Source organism: Psychrobacter sp. CX18, from assembly GCF_057396215.1.
Genome location: NZ_JBXYJH010000008.1, coordinates 115,504 through 135,108, shown reverse-complemented (window position 1 = coordinate 135,108; position 19,605 = coordinate 115,504). Strand labels below are relative to the sequence as shown.

At 41.1% G+C, this 19,605-nt stretch carries 13 protein-coding genes; 9 read left to right on the top strand and 4 right to left on the bottom strand.

Going from position 1 to position 19,605, the window contains the following annotated elements; translation table 11 throughout:
- Positions 1-88: 88 nt before the first annotated feature.
- Complete coding sequence (lipB, locus tag AC2SLT_RS08035; protein ID WP_486547137.1) at positions 89-1,084, bottom strand: lipoyl(octanoyl) transferase LipB; 996 nt, start codon at positions 1,082-1,084, stop codon at positions 89-91.
- Positions 1,085-1,598: 514 nt separating this feature from the next.
- Here lipB and AC2SLT_RS08030 point away from each other — a divergent pair.
- From AC2SLT_RS08030 to AC2SLT_RS07990, 9 genes are all read left to right on the top strand, one after another.
- Positions 1,599-3,011: a coniferyl aldehyde dehydrogenase gene (locus tag AC2SLT_RS08030; protein ID WP_486547136.1), complete on the top strand. Its 1,413-nt coding sequence runs from the start codon at positions 1,599-1,601 to the stop codon at positions 3,009-3,011.
- Between the two features lie 252 nt (positions 3,012-3,263).
- Positions 3,264-5,276: a glycine betaine ABC transporter substrate-binding protein gene (locus AC2SLT_RS08025; RefSeq protein WP_486547135.1), complete on the top strand. Its 2,013-nt coding sequence runs from the start codon at positions 3,264-3,266 to the stop codon at positions 5,274-5,276.
- A gap of 81 nt (positions 5,277-5,357) precedes the next feature.
- On the top strand, positions 5,358-6,296 hold the full coding sequence (locus AC2SLT_RS08020) for an ATP-binding cassette domain-containing protein (protein WP_486547134.1): 939 nt from the start codon (positions 5,358-5,360) through the stop codon (positions 6,294-6,296).
- A gap of 323 nt (positions 6,297-6,619) precedes the next feature.
- A complete protein-coding gene (msrAB, locus tag AC2SLT_RS08015; RefSeq protein WP_486547133.1) occupies positions 6,620-8,491 on the top strand; it encodes a bifunctional peptide-methionine (S)-S-oxide reductase MsrA/peptide-methionine (R)-S-oxide reductase MsrB in 1,872 nt (623 codons plus the stop codon).
- Between the two features lie 412 nt (positions 8,492-8,903).
- Positions 8,904-10,532: a polyamine aminopropyltransferase gene (locus AC2SLT_RS08010; RefSeq protein ID WP_486547132.1), complete on the top strand. Its 1,629-nt coding sequence runs from the start codon at positions 8,904-8,906 to the stop codon at positions 10,530-10,532.
- 52 nt (positions 10,533-10,584) lie between these two features.
- Positions 10,585-11,100 (top strand): S-adenosylmethionine decarboxylase family protein, encoded by a 516-nt coding sequence (locus AC2SLT_RS08005; protein WP_486547131.1) that lies wholly within the window; start codon positions 10,585-10,587, stop codon positions 11,098-11,100.
- A 299-nt stretch (positions 11,101-11,399) separates the two neighbouring features.
- On the top strand, positions 11,400-11,807 hold the full coding sequence (locus AC2SLT_RS08000; protein ID WP_486547130.1) for a DUF350 domain-containing protein: 408 nt from the start codon (positions 11,400-11,402) through the stop codon (positions 11,805-11,807).
- A gap of 179 nt (positions 11,808-11,986) precedes the next feature.
- Positions 11,987-13,045 (top strand): SPFH domain-containing protein, encoded by a 1,059-nt coding sequence (locus AC2SLT_RS07995; protein WP_486547129.1) that lies wholly within the window; start codon positions 11,987-11,989, stop codon positions 13,043-13,045.
- Positions 13,042-14,952: a DUF4178 domain-containing protein gene (locus tag AC2SLT_RS07990; RefSeq protein WP_486547128.1), complete on the top strand. Its 1,911-nt coding sequence runs from the start codon at positions 13,042-13,044 to the stop codon at positions 14,950-14,952. Before AC2SLT_RS07995 ends, AC2SLT_RS07990 begins: the two co-directional genes overlap by 4 nt.
- 274 nt (positions 14,953-15,226) lie before the next feature.
- Here the strand turns inward: AC2SLT_RS07990 and ggt are convergent, their stop codons facing one another.
- From ggt to xseA, 3 genes are all read right to left on the bottom strand, one after another.
- Entirely contained in the window at positions 15,227-17,254 is a 2,028-nt protein-coding gene (ggt, locus tag AC2SLT_RS07985; protein ID WP_486547127.1) for a gamma-glutamyltransferase, read from the bottom strand.
- Positions 17,255-17,601: 347 nt separating this feature from the next.
- Positions 17,602-17,880 (bottom strand): exodeoxyribonuclease VII small subunit, encoded by a 279-nt coding sequence (gene xseB / locus AC2SLT_RS07980; protein WP_486547126.1) that lies wholly within the window; start codon positions 17,878-17,880, stop codon positions 17,602-17,604.
- A gap of 97 nt (positions 17,881-17,977) precedes the next feature.
- Positions 17,978-19,528 (bottom strand): exodeoxyribonuclease VII large subunit, encoded by a 1,551-nt coding sequence (xseA, locus tag AC2SLT_RS07975; RefSeq protein ID WP_486547125.1) that lies wholly within the window; start codon positions 19,526-19,528, stop codon positions 17,978-17,980.
- Positions 19,529-19,605 lie beyond the last annotated feature (77 nt).

The following is a 19,605-nucleotide window of genomic DNA, read 5'->3' as shown; positions in this document are numbered from 1 at the left end:
ATTCTTATGCAATAAATACAAGGGAATAAATCAAATGTCATAAATCATATATTAAAAATTTGATATTCCTCAGCCCTTTCCACAGACTCTATTGACGTAGTTTAATCATTCCTGCTTGTCGCTGCATAATGTTTATTAGCAGTTGCTGAGTAACATCTAGCTGTGTAATCGAGTCTTGAACAATATCAAGCCCGTCGATGTTAGCCGGTTTAGCATAAGAGTTATTAACGTGAGTAAGTTGGGGATTTGGTTCTGTACTATTCAAATCAGCAGAATTTAGATCAGAGCTATTTAAACCAGCACAAAGCTGCTCTTCAGTTATTGTACTCAGTTTAAGGGTAGTTAAGTTAACAAAATCAGCCAGTTTCAGCATCTGCATACCTGCATAACCACAAGGATTTATGGCATTAAAAGCACTTAAATCACAGGTTAAATTAACCGCAATGCCGTGGTAGCTAAACCCCTGTTTGATTTTAAAGCCTAGGGAGGCGATTTTACCTAGCATTAGCCCATCCTGATTATAAATATAGACACCAGGAGCATCTTGACGAGCTTTGGCATAATAACCTAAGGTGGTTTGCTTGCTAATATCTTTCGTTTGCTGTTGAGCGTTATCATTACCATGCTGAACAGTGTTAACCTGTTGGTTGTCATTAATGCGCCTATTTAGCGAATGATTGATAACATCTTCAATACTTTGTTCGGCATGGGACACTAAATCTCGAACACCCCAGCCCACATTATTCAAATCAATGAGCCAATAAACGACGAGCTGGCCTTTACCGTGCCAAGTCACTTGACCACCACGATCAGTATGAATAATAGGCGTATTACCACGCTGTAATATGTGCTCTTCTTTTCCAGCTTGCCCTAAAGTGTAGACATCGTTGTGTTCAACAACCCATAACTCATCAGGAGTGACAATACCTTGCTTTTTTTTGTCAATACGTGCCAAGGTATGCTGTAGCATTTGCGCATGCGTTTTTTCATAGTCTGCATTGATGAGGGTATGGACAACTAAGTTGCTGTTTTTAAAGTCTAATAATGGGGTGGCGGTATTAGAACTATTTGTGGTGGAATTCATAATCTACTGTTGTTATCTAGGTTAGATATAGCATATCATGTGGATAGAGTGCTCGCTATAGATTGTTGATAGGTTGTGTGTATAAGTTCGTAGTCCGTATATTGTGTCTATTAATAGCTATAAACATTGAATCAAAAGATGTGCAAATCTAAATAAAATGCCTAAATAAATTGATTTTACAAATAAATTGTTTAAATAATTAAACATCAAACTAAGCGATCAGTAATCATGAAGAGTTAAATGTAGGTTGTTATCTGCTTTGGCATGCCCAATTTATAGGTAAGATGGTATTGTTTACTCACTGGTTAAATTTATTAGCAAAAGCTTTACCATAAAGTTTTAAGCAAATGCTAATATAGCCAGTTATGATAAAATTTTGTATAAAAACCATTTATCTTAAGTTTAAACACTTAGGGTCAACGTTAAAGAGCTTACAGTTTAAAAGCTTAAAGTTAGAAAGCTTGGAATTTTTAAAGCTAGAATCTATTATCCATATCATTATAAGGAAATTTGAATGAGTCAAAGTATTATAACTACGGCCGATCAACTTAAGTCTCAATTTGACCATATGCATGCGTTGTCAAGAAAAAAACCGCTTAACTCTTGGATAGATAGAGAAGCGTTGCTTGATAGTCTTGAGGCGATGCTGTCCGAAAACAAACAAACATTTGCGGATGCAATCAATCAAGACTTTGGTAATCGTAGTCAGGATGAGACTAATTTTGCAGAGTTATTTCCAATATTTCAAGCCATTGCTCATGCGAAAAAGCATGGTAAGTCTTGGATGAAAACACGTCGAATGGGCATATCTGCTATTTACCGCCCAGCCCATAATGAAGTTCAGCCACAGCCATTAGGTGTTGTTGGTATTATGGTGCCGTGGAATTACCCCTTGTTTTTAGCGGTTAGTCCAATGATAGATGCGATCACTGCCGGTAACCGCCTTATGGTAAAGATGAGTGAATCAGCACCGTTATTCGCTGAAGCGTTTGCCCAAGCAGTAGCAAAACATTTTTCGCCCGATATGATATCTGTTGTGGTAGGTGAGGTGGATATTGCGATTAAATTTAGTGGTCTACCTTTTGATCATTTGCTATACACAGGATCAACCCAAGTTGGCAGGCAGGTCATGGCAGCTGCTGCCCCAAATTTAACACCCGTTACGCTTGAGCTTGGTGGTAAATCTCCGGTTATCGTCCTGGATGATGCCGATTTAGAAAATGCGGTCAATCGTGTGATGATGGGTAAAACACTTAATGCAGGTCAAACCTGTATCGCGCCTGACTATGTATTGATAGACTCAGCGCACCACAGTAAGTTTGTCAAACTGGCTAAAGAGTGGGTACTTAAGCATTATCCAAATATTGAAAGCAATAAAGATTATACCCGTATCATTGACGATAAACATTTTAAGCGTCTACAAGGCTATTTAGATCAACTTCCTAAAGAGCAAGTGGTGCCTCTGACGCCCGTGTCCGCTAACCCAGAGACGCGATTGTTGCCGCCGGTGATTGTGGTTAATCCAGATACGGACAGCGATGTCATGCAAAATGAGTTGTTTGCACCAATCTTACCTTTAGTGCATGTCAATGGTTTGCGAGATGCCGTCGAATTTGTCAACAGTCGTCCACGTCCACTGGCCTTATATATATTTGGTGATGATGCAGAAGATATTAGTTATGTACGTGAATACACAGTATCAGGTGGTGTAGCTGTCAATGAAGTGATATTGCACGTTGCGCAACAAGATTTACCCTTTGGTGGTGTCGGTGACTCAGGTATTGGTGCCTATCATGGCAAATGGGGCTTTGAGCGTATGAGTCATATGAAGGCGGTATTTGTGCAGTCTAAGTTTAATGGCATGGGTCTGATGTTACCTCCTTATAGTAAGCTCTTTAAAAAGGGATTAAACTTTTTAATGAAGTAGGCTGTTTAACTCAATACACTGCTTTTAATGTCGTGAGTAGGTTAAAGCTCTTTATTTTCACTAAGTTTAAAATACCTTAATATAATAAACTCATTAAATATCAGGCTAAAAAATCAAACCCCTTTAAATAAATTAAAGGGGTTTTTTATTGGTAAATGTATACATATAACGCTAGAATAAATTATAGTCAAAACTTCTCAAGTTTGAAAAGATAATTCCCTAACTAAATAATGATAATAAACAGGCTATCAAGTGCACTTACTACTAAAGCTTAGACAATGGTTATTACTTAGCCTCATTTTTGTGTCCTCACAAGTATTTGCAGCCTGTGGTGACGGTCAAAATAACCCGATTAAATTTGGGTCTTTGACGTGGGAGAGTGGTCAGTTTATCTCTGCTGTCCTTCAAACGATAGCTGAAAAAGGGTACGGTTGTGAGACGTCCTTAGTGCCCGGTGCAGGCCCAGCCTTAGAGACTGCGTTGTCGCAAGATGATATACAAGTCATTGGAGAGCAGTGGGTCGGACGCTCGCCAATTATGCAAGATGCCATTAATGCTAATAAAGCTGCGGTGATTGGCAGTACCCTTGAAGGTGGTGCGACTCAAGGCTGGTATGTGCCTCAATATGTAATAGATGATAATCCAGATCTTAATAGCGTCAAAGATTTACCCAAATTTGCCTCTTTATTTACGGATCCTGAAAACCCAAGTAACGCCCGCTTTCTAAACTGCCCAACAGGCTGGACCTGTGAGGTATTTAACACTCATCTTCTTAAAAATTTGGGTTTTAGCAGTCCTAATGCTCAAGGGGTTGCATTCAATAATGTACACCCTGGTACTGGTGCTGCTTTAGATGCAGAAATTTCTTCTGCTTTTGAGCAACATAAGCCGTTGCTTTTTTATTACTGGCAACCCACCGGACTAATGGCAAAGTATGATTTCGCGCCAATACCCTTCCCAGAGCATAACAGTGAGTGTTGGGATAAACTGCTAGATGCCAATAGCCAAACTGATTGTGTCTCAGGTTTCCCAGTATCAGAGCTTGGCATAGCCGTTTCGACACCCTTTATGGACAGTCATCCTGAGTTGGCGGATGCGTTTAAGAAAGTACAGTTTACGCCCGATGCACTGAACGGTGCAATACTTGAAATGACTGAAAACAAGCGCAGTGGCGAGGTGCAAGCTGAGCTATTTTTAAAACAGCACCCTGACATTTGGCAAGCATGGTTAACCCCTGATGCGTCAGATAATCTAGCCAGAGCCTTAAATATTAACTTAGATGAAACATTGAACTCTGAAAATAAGAGCGATCTAGAGAGCAGTCAGAATCAAAATAATAGTACAGCCTCTACTGAAAGTAATGCGATAAAAGGAATGGCTTGGTTCCCCGAATGGTCCTTCGAAAAGCAATTAAATAACTCCCTTAGCTATGTCGTTCAACACTATGGTACGATTTTTAGATCTATCAGCCATATCACGTTAACCTATTTATTATTACCAATTGAACGTGTGTTGAGCATAGCGCCGCCGTGGTTACTAATAGCCCTCGTTGGACTATTAGGCTGGCTTGCAACCCGCCGTATTTGGTTTGCGTTAGCTTGCGGGTTAGGGCTATTTTTAATTGGTTCCTTTGGTTTATGGCCTGCATTGGTTCAGACCACAGCATTACTGATCGTATCTGTATTGGTGACTATGGTAATCGGCATCCCTGTGGGTATCTTGATGTCAGCGAGTAATCGGCTACGACGAGTAGTAACTCCCATACTGGATGTGATGCAAACCATGCCAAGCTTCGTATACTTGATCCCTGTATTGATGTTATTCGGTATTGGCAAGGTACCCGCTTTATTTGCTACGGTTATTTATGCGCTACCGCCTCTGATCCGATTGACGATGTTGGGTATCAATCAAGTTCCACACGAAATGGTAGAAGCGGGACGCTCATTTGGTAGTAATCATAAACAGCTGTTGTTATGGATTAAGTTGCCTCAGGCTTTGCCCAGTATCATGGCTGGCGTTAATCAGGCAGTCATGATGTCTTTATCCATGGTGGTATTGGCGTCAATGATCGGCGCGCCAGGTCTCGGTGAAGACGTATTACAATCTATTCAAACCTTAAACATCGGTCAAGGATTACAAGCAGGTACGGCTATTGTTATCATGGCTATTATTATTGACCGTATTACTCAGGCATTTGGTAAAGGTCGTAGGGCTCGCAATAAGCTATTAAATAAAACCCAACATATCAGAGCCAATGATAAATAAGTCTATCAATACATTAGACCATTAATAAATAGCCTAAGCAAATAAAGACAACTTAATTCAATTACTTAAAGATATCTTGCTATGACTCATATACGTTTAGAAAAGGTTAGTAAAATATTTGATGTGTCTCCTAGTGAAGCGAGTAAGGCAATTCAGCTTCTTGAACAAGGGTTGAGCAGTAGTGAAGTGCGTGAACAAACGGGTTATTCAGTGGGCTTATATGATGTAAATCTGAGTATTGAAACCGGTGAACTCCATTGTATTATGGGTCTATCGGGTTCCGGTAAGTCTACTTTAGTGCGACACATTAATAGGCTTATTGACCCAACGTATGGGAAAATTTGGATAGATTGTCACAATAACCTTTATGATAAAAGTACTCATGAGAATAGCGCTAATATGATGAATAACGCGCATCTTCCGGATGATGTCGTTCATGCCAATAATGTAGAGCATTTATCAGGTCAACAAAATGTGATAAACGTCCTTACTTTAAATGACAAGCAGCTACAACAGTTCCGTCAAAATAATGTGAGTATGGTATTTCAACACTTTGGCTTAGTGCCACATATGACGGTTATTCAAAATGTAGCGTACGGGCTTCGAGTTCGGAAAATGTCAAAATCTGAGCGTCATGAGATAGCTCGGCACTGGCTGAATGAAGTAGGGCTAGAGGGTATTGAGTCCAGTTATCCTGACGAACTTTCTGGAGGCATGCAGCAGCGTGTCGGTTTAGCCCGTGCGCTAGCGGTTGATACGCCGATTATACTTATGGATGAAGCATTTTCAGCGTTAGACCCTTTAATACGTAGCCAGCTTCAAGACCAGTTGCTAATTTTACAAGAAAAGCTCAATAAAACGATTGTCTTTATCACTCATGATATTGATGAGGCTTTTAAGCTTGGCAGTCGCATTAGTATTTTGAATGGGGGGCGGTTGGTACAGACCGGCACTCCAGATGAGCTTCGTGATAATCCTGCTGATGATTATGTAAGACGATTTATCGTGTCAAACTCCTAAGTTGTTTAGTTCAATTATCATTTCGAGATATGTCACTATTAATATAGAGAAGACTTTAGACAATGTAGATTCAGGTAGTAAAAATTCAGGCAGTATGAATAAGTTACATTATATGAGCATAATCTTTAATGTTACCTAGCTCTAAAATAATTACATTAATGTAGAATTAATGATTATTTACGTTATGATATAATATTGCATTTCTTATAATTCCAGTTCGTAAAGCTTTTGCAACTGACTTTTATAATTGTGCATTATAAGATATGAATAACACGGTCTAAGATTAGGCTGTTAGTACGACAATTTTTATTATCGAGATCTATATGTTCAACAAAATCAACACCACATTTAACCTTACGTCTGCATATTCTAGTACGCACACACAAGGCGCTCAAGACAAGTCCATTCAAGATATCAAAAATGAGTCAATATTAGACAGCAAGTCACCACGTCAAGTCATATACCGTACAGGTGTCTTGAGCATAGCGACCTTACTGCTCATAGCGTGCGGTCAAGTGAGTAATGCCGATAGCGGTAATGAGGTTAACGATAGTGGGCATACATTAAGTCAATCAGACAGTCAAAATACAGGCATTACCAACAGCCGTGATATGTTACCCACTGATTTGCTCAATCAACTTAACGCACTACCTCAGATTAATACTCGTTTAGGCAATAATGGCAGTACTGTCCTAGACAGTAATAAACCCACTTTAGTTAAGCTTTGGGCGAGTTGGTGCCCTTTATGTCTAGGGACACTCGAGGAGACGGAAAGCTGGCGTACTGATAAAGCATTTGCTGGTTTGAATGTGATTACCGTTGCCAGTCCAGGTCACTTAAATGAAAAAGAAACGGCTGATTTTAAACAGTGGTATGCGGGTGTTCAAGATGACTATCCACAGCTTCCGGTACTGATTGATGAGTCAGGAAGTTTGATTAATCAATTAGGGGTGCAGGTGTACCCAAGTTGGGCGATATTGGATAAAAAAGGCAATTTGGTCCGCTTGATTAAAGGCAATTTAACGCCAGAGCAAGCTTATGCGTTAGCTGAAAATGCCGATAATGACTTTGCAGACTTAAAAAATAGTAAAGCTAAGCCGAGCACTGAGAATACTGCAACAGCGACTGCAAAACCATCTGGATCTAAAAGCAAAGACGGTGTTTACTATAACTCAGATGGTGCGCAAATAAACACCAAGACTATCTATCTTGCAGGCGGTTGTTTCTGGGGTCTTGAGGCCTATATGGAAAGGGTTGATGGGGTAGTGGATGCCATCTCAGGCTATGCCAATGGCAACCCTAATATATCAGATCCAAGTTATCAGCAAGTGATTGCCGGCTCTGGACATGCCGAGACCGTCAAAGTGGTCTATGATGCGGATAAGACAGACTTAGAGACCTTGCTTAAGTACTACTTGAGGGTGATAGATCCTACCAGTCTTAATAAGCAAGGTAATGATAGAGGCGTGCAATATCGTACTGGCGTTTACTACACGGATGCCAGTGATAAGGCAATCATTGATGAGGCGCTCCAAGGGGTTGGATCGAAGTATACCAAGCCTATTGTGGTTGAAAATAAACCCTTATCAAACTTTTCGTTAGCGGAAGAGTACCATCAAGATTATCTAGCGAAAAATCCCAATGGCTATTGTCATATTGACCTAAGCTTAGCCGATGACAAACCCAAGTCAGTGGTACGCAGTAGCAGCAAACTTGCTCCTGCAAATACTATTAAAGAAGCGTTAGATCCAAAGCGCTATGCGAACTATGATAAAAATGCTCTGAAAAACACGCTGACCAAGTCGCAGTATGAAATTACTCAAAAAGCAGGCACTGAGCGTGCATTTAGTCATGAATACGATCATCTTTTTGCACCCGGTATTTATGTCGATGTGGTTAGTGGTGAGCCTTTATTCTTATCGACCCATAAATATGACTCAGGATGTGGTTGGCCAAGCTTTTGGCAACCTATTGCACCAGAGGTGATTACTGAGCATACGGATAACGCCTTTAATATGGTACGGACTGAAGTACGCTCACGGGTGGCCGACTCGCACTTAGGTCATGTCTTTAATGATGGACCAAAAGACAAAACAGGTCTTCGCTATTGTATCAACGGCGGGGCGTTACAATTTATTCCAGTGGATAAAATGAAGCAATCAGGTTATGGTGTGTTCGTTGATATGGTCAAATAATTAAAGGTTGTTAATATTGGTTCTAATGCTCCAACAACCCCTTTATGACTATGAGCAATACTACAACTTAAATAGGGTCTGTGGAACATTCAAAAATTAGGACTGCTGATAGCTAAAACTGTTCCAGACTAGGAGTAAACCGACGATAATGTCTAGACCTTAGCTAGGTTTATAACACTGTCTGGGACAGTTTTAGCATCAGCCTAACTTGAGCATAGCTCTCGCCTTGCGAACAGGCAAAGCATTGCTTTGCTTAATCCGTTCTCAAGGGCGGGACTATTTTTTGCCAATATATTGCAAAATTATCTAACTTAGAATGACTAAGCGTCTAAAATTTCACTGCATATTGCCTAAAAAATGATCTCCGCCAGTACCATGTTTGAATATTTCACAGACCCTGAGAAGCTCATGTATGAAATTGTCATTTAAACGTTTGCAAACGGACTCGCTTTTAGTGCTGTCCGTTTTTATTGTTGCCTCTTGCGGCCTTGCCTATGAGCTCATTGCCGGTGCACTAGCCAGCTATGTACTAGGCGACTCGGTGCTACAGTTCTCAACTATCATTGGTACTTATTTATTTGCAATGGGTATCGGCTCTCATTTGTCGAAGTATGTGCCTGAAGATAAAGTACTACAGCGCTTTGTTGAAATTGAGATATTAGTCGGCTTGATTGGCGGTTTGTCTGCCATAGGACTGTTTTTGGCCTTTGCATGGTTGCCGACTTTTAAGACCATTTTGTATGCCGTGGTGATTTGTATCGGTACCCTAGTGGGTATGGAGATACCGCTAGTGATGCGAATCTTTAACTCACAAAAACAAGCCTTTCATGAGTTAGTGAGTCGGGTGCTAACGTTTGATTACTTGGGCGCATTAGTTGTGTCGTTATTGTTTCCGCTCGTATTATCACCGCTGTTAGGATTAGCTCGCTCTGCGGTGCTATTTGGTATATTAAATGTACTGGTAGCGGGCTGGACGGCGTGGCATTTTTATCCTAAAGTGGCGCTGATAACCGACACCACATTGAGCGGTAAACAAGAAAAAGTATTGCGTGGTAAACACCGCGTCATACGTAACCGCTTGATTGTGCGAATATTGACGGCATTGGTTCTATTATTGATGGGTTGGCTATTTGCTGATCGATTGGTCGGGCTGTCAGAACAAAAGCTATTTAAAGCCCCGGTTATTTTTGCCACTAACTCCCCATATCAGCGATTGATAGTCACTGAGAAAAATGGGTATCTACAATTATTTTTAAATGGTAATTTACAGTTTTCCACACGTGATGAATACCGTTACCATGAGGCTTTAGTACATCCGATAATGCAAAAGCTGACCGATAGCACTCGTGCCACTAAGCCTGATTTAAATGTGCTGATTTTAGGCGGCGGCGATGGTATGGCAGCGCGAGAGGTCTTAAAATATAAAACGGTTAAACAGATTACTTTGGTTGACTTAGATCCGAAAATGACCGAGTTTTTTGCGAATACCCCAAGGTTTAAAAAACTCAATGACAACTCACTTAATAACCCAAGAGTAAGCGTAATTAATTCAGATGCTTATAAGTGGCTTGAAAATGATCATGATGCCTTTGATGCGATTATTATTGATTTACCTGATCCGTCACATTATAGCTTAGCAAAACTATATTCTGAGCCAATGTATCATCTGGTGCGTGATCACTTAACCACCGAAGGTCTAGTAGTGGTACAATCAACATCGCCTTATTACGCACCAAAATCCTTTTGGTCAATCAATAAAACCATGCAGATATCAGGGTTTCAAACCACTCCGTATCATGCTTATGTACCGTCATTCGGCGAATGGGGCTTTATCGTGGGTAGTCCGACACAGGGGCAACATAAAGGCACGCCATTTGTTCCCCCCACACAGTATGATCTACCTATGAAGTTTTTGACCCCATCGGTTAGTCGCGAAATGTTTACGTTTCCGCCTGACATGACACCGATCGATGTCAAACCAAATACCTTAGATCAGCAAATACTGGTTCATTATTATTTAGAAGATTGGTCTGATGAATAAATCTATCCTATACATCACATCCTGTCCCTTTATTCAGTAAATAAGTGATTGAATGATACACAGCACGAATGGTAAAAATAGCACGTATAACTATAATCAATTGAAAGGTGGTTCAACAGTTAAGGTGACCTCTACGATGGCAGGTAAGCATATTTTGGCTGAATTCTGGGAGTGTGAGTGCGACTCAGAGCTTTTAACCAGCACAGACCCCCTTTTAAGCTTATTAACTGATGCTGTACATACTTCAGGTCTTACTATTGTAGGGCAAGCCGCTCATGAATTTAATGAATTAGAGGGTGCAGATGGCGCGGAGCAGCAGATTAGCGGTGTTACTTTAACGTTACTTCTGGCCGAGTCGCATCTTTGTTTGCATACTTGGGGCGAATATAAAACGGTAACCTTGGATGTGTATGTGTGTAATGTAACTCATGACAATAGCATGAAAGCAGAGGCGATATTTGAGTCTTGTTTGCAAATATTCAAACCAAAACAGCATCATATGAATAGTGTGTCTCGTCAGCATCAATTACCAAGCGTTGCCTCTAAGCAAGACCATAGCATCAAATAACAAGTAATATTTTTTCTATAATAAAACGTATCTATAATAAAACGTAAATTTATCAAAGCTGCTTAGCTCAAATGGGGTAGTACTTTGACGACATTGGGTTTGTTTACACTCACAGGTTGATTTTTAGACACGGTATACATTTAGTTTGCTTGACAAATGGCATCACAAAAAACTGTAAAACTATCGCTAAACTCATTTGCTAAAAATGAAACGACGATGTTAAGCTGTTTATATTAACGGTTTTAACAGACCCTCAACCTAACTCTACTTTAAAGACCCTTTAACTCAGGATAAGATTAATGCAAAATCTAGACAGTTTGCAGTCAGAATTACTTTACTATGCCTTCTATTTCGGTGGGGGTGTGGTAATGTTGATATTATTTTCGATTCTTTATATGGCAATCACCCCTTACAATGAAATTGCTCTCATTCGAAAAGGTTCAGGCGCAGCGGCTCTAAGCTTTGGCGGTACCGTCATTGGTTTTTCATTAACTTTAGCGGCCAGTGCCATTTATAACACAGGATTTATGGCGTTTTTGATATGGAGCGCCGTGGCAATGATTGTCCAAATCGTTGGATATTTCATCATGGTTAAAATTATAGGCAATGTACCTGAGCATATCAGACTCAATAATATGGCGGTAGGTGGACTAATCGGTGTTAGCGGCTTGGTACTTGGTATTATCAATGCAGGTATCTTGTCTTAGTACTCTTAACCATACAGTGCTCTTAAAGTGATGGTACTCATAAATATACATCGAAAGATTTAACCGTGTAAAGGTTTAAATCAGGAATGTTTATTAATAATTGACCATCAATTATTGTACGAATACTACCAGCATACCCTTTATTAACGTAAACATAACTAACATAAATAGGAACAATTATGGGACTTAAAAGTTTTATAAAAAAGCAATTTATTGATGCTATTGAATGGGATTGGCAAGATGATGATGTGCTAATGTGGAAATTTCCTATGGCGGATAATGAAATCCAAAATGGGGCCACATTAACCGTTCGTGACGGGCAAGTGGCAGTGTTTATTAACGAAGGTCAAATTGCTGACGTATTCACCGCGGGTCGTTATACTTTGAACACCGAAACACTCCCAGTAATGACCAATTTAAGAAATTGGCGAATGGGCTTTGACTCACCATTTAAATCTGACGTGCTATTTTTCAGTACGCGTTTGCAACAAGGCCGTAAATGGGGCACTGCTCAGCCAGTAACCGTACGTGACGCCGAGTTTGGTATGGTACGTATCCGTGCCTTTGGTATGTATTCATACAAAATTAATGATGTGACTGAGTTTTATCAGACCATCACTGGTATGAATGACAGTTACCGTGCTGAGCAGATTGAGCCGCAGTTACGTAATTTAATCATCTCAGATCTGGCTTCAGGTCTTGGTGGCAGCGAGATTCCATTTATTGATTTAGCTGCTAATCAAGGCATTATGGCTGATGAAATCAAAAAAGAATTACAACCTGACTTTGCCAAGTACGGATTATCAGTTGAGTCGTTTGTTGTTGAAAACGTCTCCTTGCCAGATGAGCTACAAAAAACGTTGGATAAACGTATTTCAATGGGCATGATCGGTGATATGGATGCTTATACCCGCTATCAAACGGCTGAAGCAATCCAGCATGCTGCCAAAAATGAAGGCGGTATGGCAGGCATTGGCGCAGGTCTAGGCGTTGGCATGAATATGGGTACTGTGATGAGTGAGGCGATGCAGCCTAAAAACAATCTAAATCAGCAAGCGCCGCAAAACCAGCAATCACAGCCTCAGTCTTCAAATCAAGTAACGGATGCTCAGAATGCAGGTGCGACTGACTTTACGGCAAAACTGACTCAGCTTAAGGGCTTATTAGATCAAGGTCTTATTAGCCAAGCTGATTATGATGACGCTAAAACCAAGATCCTAACCCAGTTGACTCAATGATAGAAAACACCCATACGTCTCAAAACAAGGGCTCAAAACAGCCAGCGCCAAAATTACCAAGTAACTTTGATGTCTTGACGTTTACAGCAGCTTGCCCCTCTTGTGGTGCTCTAGTAGAGTTCGCGTCACCGGGTTCGGTGATGGCGGTATGTGAATACTGCCAAACCACAGTACTTCGTGAAGGTGACGCGCTTAAAGCACAGGGTAAGCAGTCTTTAACGATTGAGGACTACTCACCCTTACAGATAGGTAGTATTGGCCGCTTTGCAGGTGATGACTTTGCGGTAATTGGTCGCATTCAGTTGCAGTATGGTCAAGGCGTCTGGAACGAGTGGTATTTACAATTTTCAAATGGTAAAAACGGATGGCTTTCTGAAGCACTGGGTCAGTATAGTATTAGCTTGGGAGAAAGCGAAGAAACCAATCTTCCTGAGTATGATAACTTAGCGATTAATGATGCTGTAGACTACCAAGGCGTCATCTATCAGGTTAATGACCGCCGTGAGGCCTATGCTATCGCAGGTGAGGGTGAGTTGCCCTTCATCATGGGGGATGGATGGCAGACTTGGGTAATAGATGCGCAATATAAACGTGAGTTTATTACTTTAGACTATGCCGAAAACGGCCCCGATAGTTCACCAAAGGTATTTATAGGTGAGTCTGTACCTCTAGATGCTCTGCAAATGCAACTGCTTAAAAATGATCAGCAAGTTAGCGAACAGGTCAGCAGTCCATCTAGTCTGGCAGACTCGGATAACTTTGTTCACATTAGTAAGATTGAATGTCCGAACTGTGGTAGCCCTATACCCTATGTTGAAGGTGCTACCGACTACTTAATGTGTCCAGCGTGTCATAGTGAAAGTAAGCTGACAGGTAGTAAAGCTGAGCTGATTAAAATGCACTCAGCGATGCAGCATTTCGACAGTACGCTACCTTTGGGTGCGAAAGCTCGTATTTTAGCCTCCGATATCGTAGAGGTGAGTGAGTTTGCCTTAGATGAGGACGAGAAAGCTGCTATAGCCGTAGGAGATACCCATCATGATTATGTGGTGATTGGTATTATGCGGCTAAATGAAGTGGGTGAGTTTTCGACGTGGACTGAATACTTGCTTTATAGTTTAACAGATGGATTCTTATGGTTATCTGAGGAGTCCTCAGGTTGGTTCGTGGCGCGGGTCCTTAGTGAGATGCCAACTTCTGAAAGGGGGTATCTGATATATGATAACCGGCAATGGCAACAGGTTGACTCGGGGTACCGTAACCGTGTAATGTTTGCTATTGGGGCATTTAATTGGCAAGTTAAGACAGATGACAGTGATTTGCTGATTGACTATTTCAATGGCGACGAGCTTATAACTTCTGAGCAAACAGAGCGTGAGATTACTTATACTCATGCCAAGCCGATACCCTTCGCTAAGCTCCAAGAGTGGTTTGGCCCTTATCTTGAAGCTAGTAGTGTCGCAGTAGGTTATGGCTTCTCAGAACAAGGCAGCTTAAAGAAAATGCTAGGGTGGCATGTCATCCTACAAATTGTCGCGTGGTTATTCAGTGGCGGCTCAATTGTGGTCGGTATTATTGGTGCGATACTTATATTTATTACCTATTTCAAAGCCAGTGAATCTGCAAAAGCCCATGTTTCGGATGAGGTGCCTGTTGGCCCATTTAATTATCACTCAACGGGCGTACAAGGCTTTTCAATTATCATTATTATTATATCGCTAATCGTAAGTATGATGATGGGTGCGGTGTCTGCGCCATCACCTACTGGTCCAGCGTCTCAAGAAGAGGCAACTCGAGGTGGCGGTGGTATTATTATCATACCAGGTGGTTTTGGTGGAGGTAGTAACAATAGCAATAGCGGTAGTAGCGGACGCACGGGTTATAGTTCCGGGGGCTCGCATAAGTAGGCGAGCTTTTTTTAACAATCATTCAAGTCACTAGCGGATAGATGGCTGCTTAGCTTTCTATCCGCCCACCTATCTATCCATCTATATAACCACTATCCGCCATCCACAAACAATTACTAGCAAGCTAGCTTACTTATTCTCATTAACACACGAAACTACTATAGTTATAGGCAAATAAATGAGGTACTAGGCCAACCGAGCGGAAGTACTATACTAGTAGCCTTTGAGGTTAACGTTGTAGCTCTTTAGTTTGCCCACGACTATTACAGTACAACTAATAGCCTACGACTGCAGAATCTACTTGTCTAGGATCAGTCGAACCATACTTACCACTTGGAGTCACCATAATAGATTGGGTTGATCCCATGGTCGCTTTAGGTGTCACTGTGTGTCCCATAGACTCAAGCTTACGAATCGTGTCAATATTCAACGCTTTTTCAATACGAATTTCATCTGGCATCCATTGATCATGAATGCGAGGGGCATGTGTGGCTTCTGCAATATTCATATCATGGTCAATAACGTTTGAAATTATTTGAGTCACTGTCGTAATAATTCGACTACCTCCTGGACTGCCTGTGACAATATAAGGTTTGCTGTCTTTAAACACAATGGTCGGACTCATCGATGATAAGGGACGTTTCCTTGAAGCAATTGCATTGGCTTCATTACCAAGTAGACCATAAGCATTAGCAACGCCAGGTTTGGCAGAGAAGTCATCCATTTCATTGTTTAGTAAGATGCCTGTGGCTTCAGCAACAAGACCAGTGCCGTATGAGAAATTTAAGGTATAGGTATTGGCAACGGCGTTACCATATTTATCCACGATAGAAAAATGTGTCGTCTCATCACTCTCATAAGGTAGAGTGAAAGGTAGAGGATTGTTGGGTTTGATTTGGCTTGCTGGAGTGGCCCGATTAGGGTTAATCTTGGATCGAAGTTGCAGTGCATAATCCTTTGACGTGAGCCCAGATAGTGGCACATCTACGAAGTCCGAATCTCCTAAGTACTCCGATCGATCAGCGTAAGCTAATTGCATGGCCTCTGACATTAAATGAATGGTTTGTGCGCTATTATGTCCATACTCTTTTAGCGGATAACCCTCTAAGATGTTTAGAATCTGTACGATATGAGCCCCTCCAGAAGAAGGCGGTGGCATAGAAGCGATATCGTACCCTCGATAATTACCCCAAACGGGCTCTCGCTCAACTGCCTCATAGCCTTCAAAGTCTTGCATGCTCATAATACCGCCCGCTTTATTGACCGCTTTGACGATTTGTTCTGCCGTTTTTCCCTTATAAAAACCATCAGCACCTTGTTCAGCAATAAGGCGTAAGGATGCGGCTAACTCTGGCTGCCTTAATCGCTCACCAACCTCATAAGCACGACCGTCAGGCTTGAAAAATATCTTAGCGCTACTTGGCCATCTCTTCAGTCTCTTTTCAAGGGATTTCAACGATTCTGATAATCCAGGTGTGACTTCAATACCGTCCTCGGCAAGCCTAATAGCCGGAGCCATAACCTCAGCTAACGGCATGGTTCCGTAGTTTTCAAGAGCAAGGACTAGTCCTGCTACCGTTCCTGGCACACCCACGGCAAGACCATGAAAGCGTGACAGCTCGCTATTTGCATTACCCTCATTATCCAGATACATATCCTTATAGGCATTAATAGGGGCTTTTTCACGATAGTCTAGCGCTACTGTCTTTTGGGTGTCGGCATCATAAATGAGCATAAATCCACCACCGCCGATATTTCCTGCTCGGGGTAGAGTGACCGCCAATGCAAAACCAACCGCTACCGCTGCATCAACGGCATTGCCGCCATCTTTTAAGATCTGAAGACCGATATCTGAGGCAAGAGCTTCTTGCGTGGCAACCATCCCTTTTTCAGCCCATAAGGGGTGGTGGATGGCATCTGCCGAAAAAATAGCTGCATCATTACTGTCAGCTGCGTTATTATTTGTTGTTGTCGAATCTGAAGGTGTAGATTGAGTTATCAGATTAGGATCAGAAATCCTTGACTCAGAAATTTCAAATGTTGGCAAAACTTCGGTAGGTTGCTGAATCGTGGTTGTCTCAGCAAATGTCAGACTACTTATGCTAAGACCTAATAAAACAGATAGAGGTAGCACACACAATCGTTTCAAACCAATGCTACTTGGAATTGAATATTGTTTTTGCGCTGAGTATTTATTGCGCGTATTTGATATTTGACCGTATATAATATTCAAAGTTGTTGAGTTCATTGGATTATTATGAGAGTGATTTGCTGATTTTGAGTGTTGCGTGCGTTTTATCATAAGAGTTCTCACTTCCTTGTGGTAGACAGTTTGTTGTCGTGGTCAATAGTTTATTGACATATTGAGTAGGATTATTTAAATCTAGATATTAACATTTTGCCCTATTTTCACTACATAAGCCAACCAAAAGCCAGTTTGTGCACTAGTTTGTGCACTATAGTTAGCGAACTACTAAACAGGGACGGCGTTAACCTCGTTAAGCCTACTCACTTATTACTATTTACTTGCATTCGTTTGCCTAGTATCCATTTTAGACTTTTTTGACTATATCTAGCTAAACTTGGCACAAAACGATTAATAGATTTACGCCGTCTGACATTATGCTGACTTATAGGTTTTACTAAATACTATTGGTTATTTGCAGTGGTTTCGCTTTTAGTTGCTAATTGCTCGTTGTCATCTGTTAGATCTTTTGCCACTTCTTCGTCAAAAGCGGCGTCTAAAGCCTGTTGCACGGCTTCAATACGTGCTTGGCATACCTTATAAGCAGCGATAGACTGCTCAACCGTATTCATCAAGTTATCGATGTCTGGCTCATTAGAATTTTGCAATGTTTCTGCATTGGTTTTTAAAATCTGATAGGCGGCTTTGAATGATTTCGGAGCAGATTTTTTGCGGGTTGCCATATAAAATATCCTCTATAGAACTAAAAATGAAAATTAAAAAAAAGACTTAGAAAATAATAATTAAATTACAAATAAGATTAAAATTTAAAGTTAGAGTTTAATCCAATAATGGTGATAAGGTAGCGTCATTATTAGTTTTAGTATCATCTTTGGGCTTAACTTTTGTGACGACTGCACTGAGCTCCCCATCACTAAGCTCAACATTCACCATATCTCCTTTTTCGATGGTTTTCATCGAATTAAGATAACGACCTACTTCATTCTTAACAAACGCATAGCCTTGATCTAGCAAACGTGCAGGATTTTGAATTAACACAATTTGTTGGTAGTGGCGTATCTCTTTAGACATGTCATTGAGTTGCTTATAGCTATTGTCTTGAATAGAGAGGTATTTGTGTTCGATATCAGAGGACAAACGGCCTAAGTTGTTATAACTCAGCTTGCGAATACTAAGCATATTGCTTTCTGTCGTCAATGAGACTTCGCGTAATTTAAACCTAGTGTATTGTTTTACGGTATTAAAATGATTGTCGCTAAGGTGCTGCCAGCGCTGCAAATTATAAGTGCTAGAACTTTGAATAGCAGTAAATTGCCGATCCGTTGCCAGTGACGCTTGCGAAAGCTGTTGCTTGCTGGCTTGTTTGATATGATCAGCATAACCTTGAGTACGCTGCATTAAGCTTGCTAGATGATTGGTAATTCCGGCAATTACCTTTGAGGGAGTATCAAAGCTGGTATGCGCCACTTCATCTAAAATGACATTATCACGCTCATGTCCGATACCGACCCAAACCGGTATCGGCTGCTCGGCAACTAAGGCGGCAAGCTCATAATCATTAAGGTAAGCCAAATCTCCGACAGCACCCCCGCCGCGAATAATCACCATCACATCGGGTAGACGATCAAATGTCTTTTTAAAGGTCAACATACCTTTGATAATAGCATGACGAATCTCTTTTGGAGCATGATTGCCTTGGAAAGTGGCATGATGGTAATGAAAATTGCAAGCACCGGTACGTTGAAGCCTATCGGCATCGGCACGAAAATCCCCCAGTCCCGCTGCTTTTTCAGGAGCGATGACTAATACATGCTCAATATCAAATGGAGTAGGCAGTTGTTTGTTAAGCTCAAGAAGACCTTCTCCGCTTAAACGCTCAAGCATGGCAGCATACTGACGGGCCAAATCCCCTAGAGTATAGCTTGGGTCAATGTCGTTAATTGCTAATGAAAAGCCGTATAGCGGATGAAACGTGGCATTGACGTTCAGCAAAACCGTCACATCTCTCTCAAGCTTCATGCCGGTGGCACGCTCAAACTTAGTGAGTACACGAGTCGCCTTAAAACGCCACAAGTTACCACGGCAACTGGCTATGACTTTTCCATTGTCATCTTTTTCTGCCAATTCAAAATAATAATGACCGCCTTTGCTAGAAAGATTGCGAATTTCCGCTTTTACCCACACGCTATGGCGAAAGGTTTCTTTTACCACAAGCTCAATGGCATTAAGATAATCACTGAGTCTGAGTACTGTATTTTCAAGCTCATCATCAATGGGGTCAATCAGTTCCTCGTCTTCATAATCAGTTGCATCAAAGGCTGAACTTGAGGATAAAGTCGAGTCAAGACGAGATAAATCTGGCTTAGGCATAAATAGTCTTCTTAAAATCTAAAATTAGGGTCTACATAACCACGGTACTTAAACGACAAAACAAGTGTTCAAAAACG

Coding starts and splice junctions, on each gene's coding strand:
- lipB (WP_486547137.1), bottom strand. CDS start 1,084: ATGAATTCCACCACAAATAGTTCTAATACCGCCACCCCATTATTAGAC.
- AC2SLT_RS08030 (WP_486547136.1), top strand. CDS start 1,599: ATGAGTCAAAGTATTATAACTACGGCCGATCAACTTAAGTCTCAATTT.
- AC2SLT_RS08020 (WP_486547134.1), top strand. CDS start 5,358: ATGACTCATATACGTTTAGAAAAGGTTAGTAAAATATTTGATGTGTCT.
- msrAB (WP_486547133.1), top strand. CDS start 6,620: ATGTTCAACAAAATCAACACCACATTTAACCTTACGTCTGCATATTCT.
- AC2SLT_RS08010 (WP_486547132.1), top strand. CDS start 8,904: ATGAAATTGTCATTTAAACGTTTGCAAACGGACTCGCTTTTAGTGCTG.
- AC2SLT_RS08005 (WP_486547131.1), top strand. CDS start 10,585: ATGATACACAGCACGAATGGTAAAAATAGCACGTATAACTATAATCAA.
- AC2SLT_RS08000 (WP_486547130.1), top strand. CDS start 11,400: ATGCAAAATCTAGACAGTTTGCAGTCAGAATTACTTTACTATGCCTTC.
- AC2SLT_RS07995 (WP_486547129.1), top strand. CDS start 11,987: ATGGGACTTAAAAGTTTTATAAAAAAGCAATTTATTGATGCTATTGAA.
- AC2SLT_RS07990 (WP_486547128.1), top strand. CDS start 13,042: ATGATAGAAAACACCCATACGTCTCAAAACAAGGGCTCAAAACAGCCA.
- ggt (WP_486547127.1), bottom strand. CDS start 17,254: ATGATAAAACGCACGCAACACTCAAAATCAGCAAATCACTCTCATAAT.
- xseB (WP_486547126.1), bottom strand. CDS start 17,880: ATGGCAACCCGCAAAAAATCTGCTCCGAAATCATTCAAAGCCGCCTAT.
- xseA (WP_486547125.1), bottom strand. CDS start 19,528: ATGCCTAAGCCAGATTTATCTCGTCTTGACTCGACTTTATCCTCAAGT.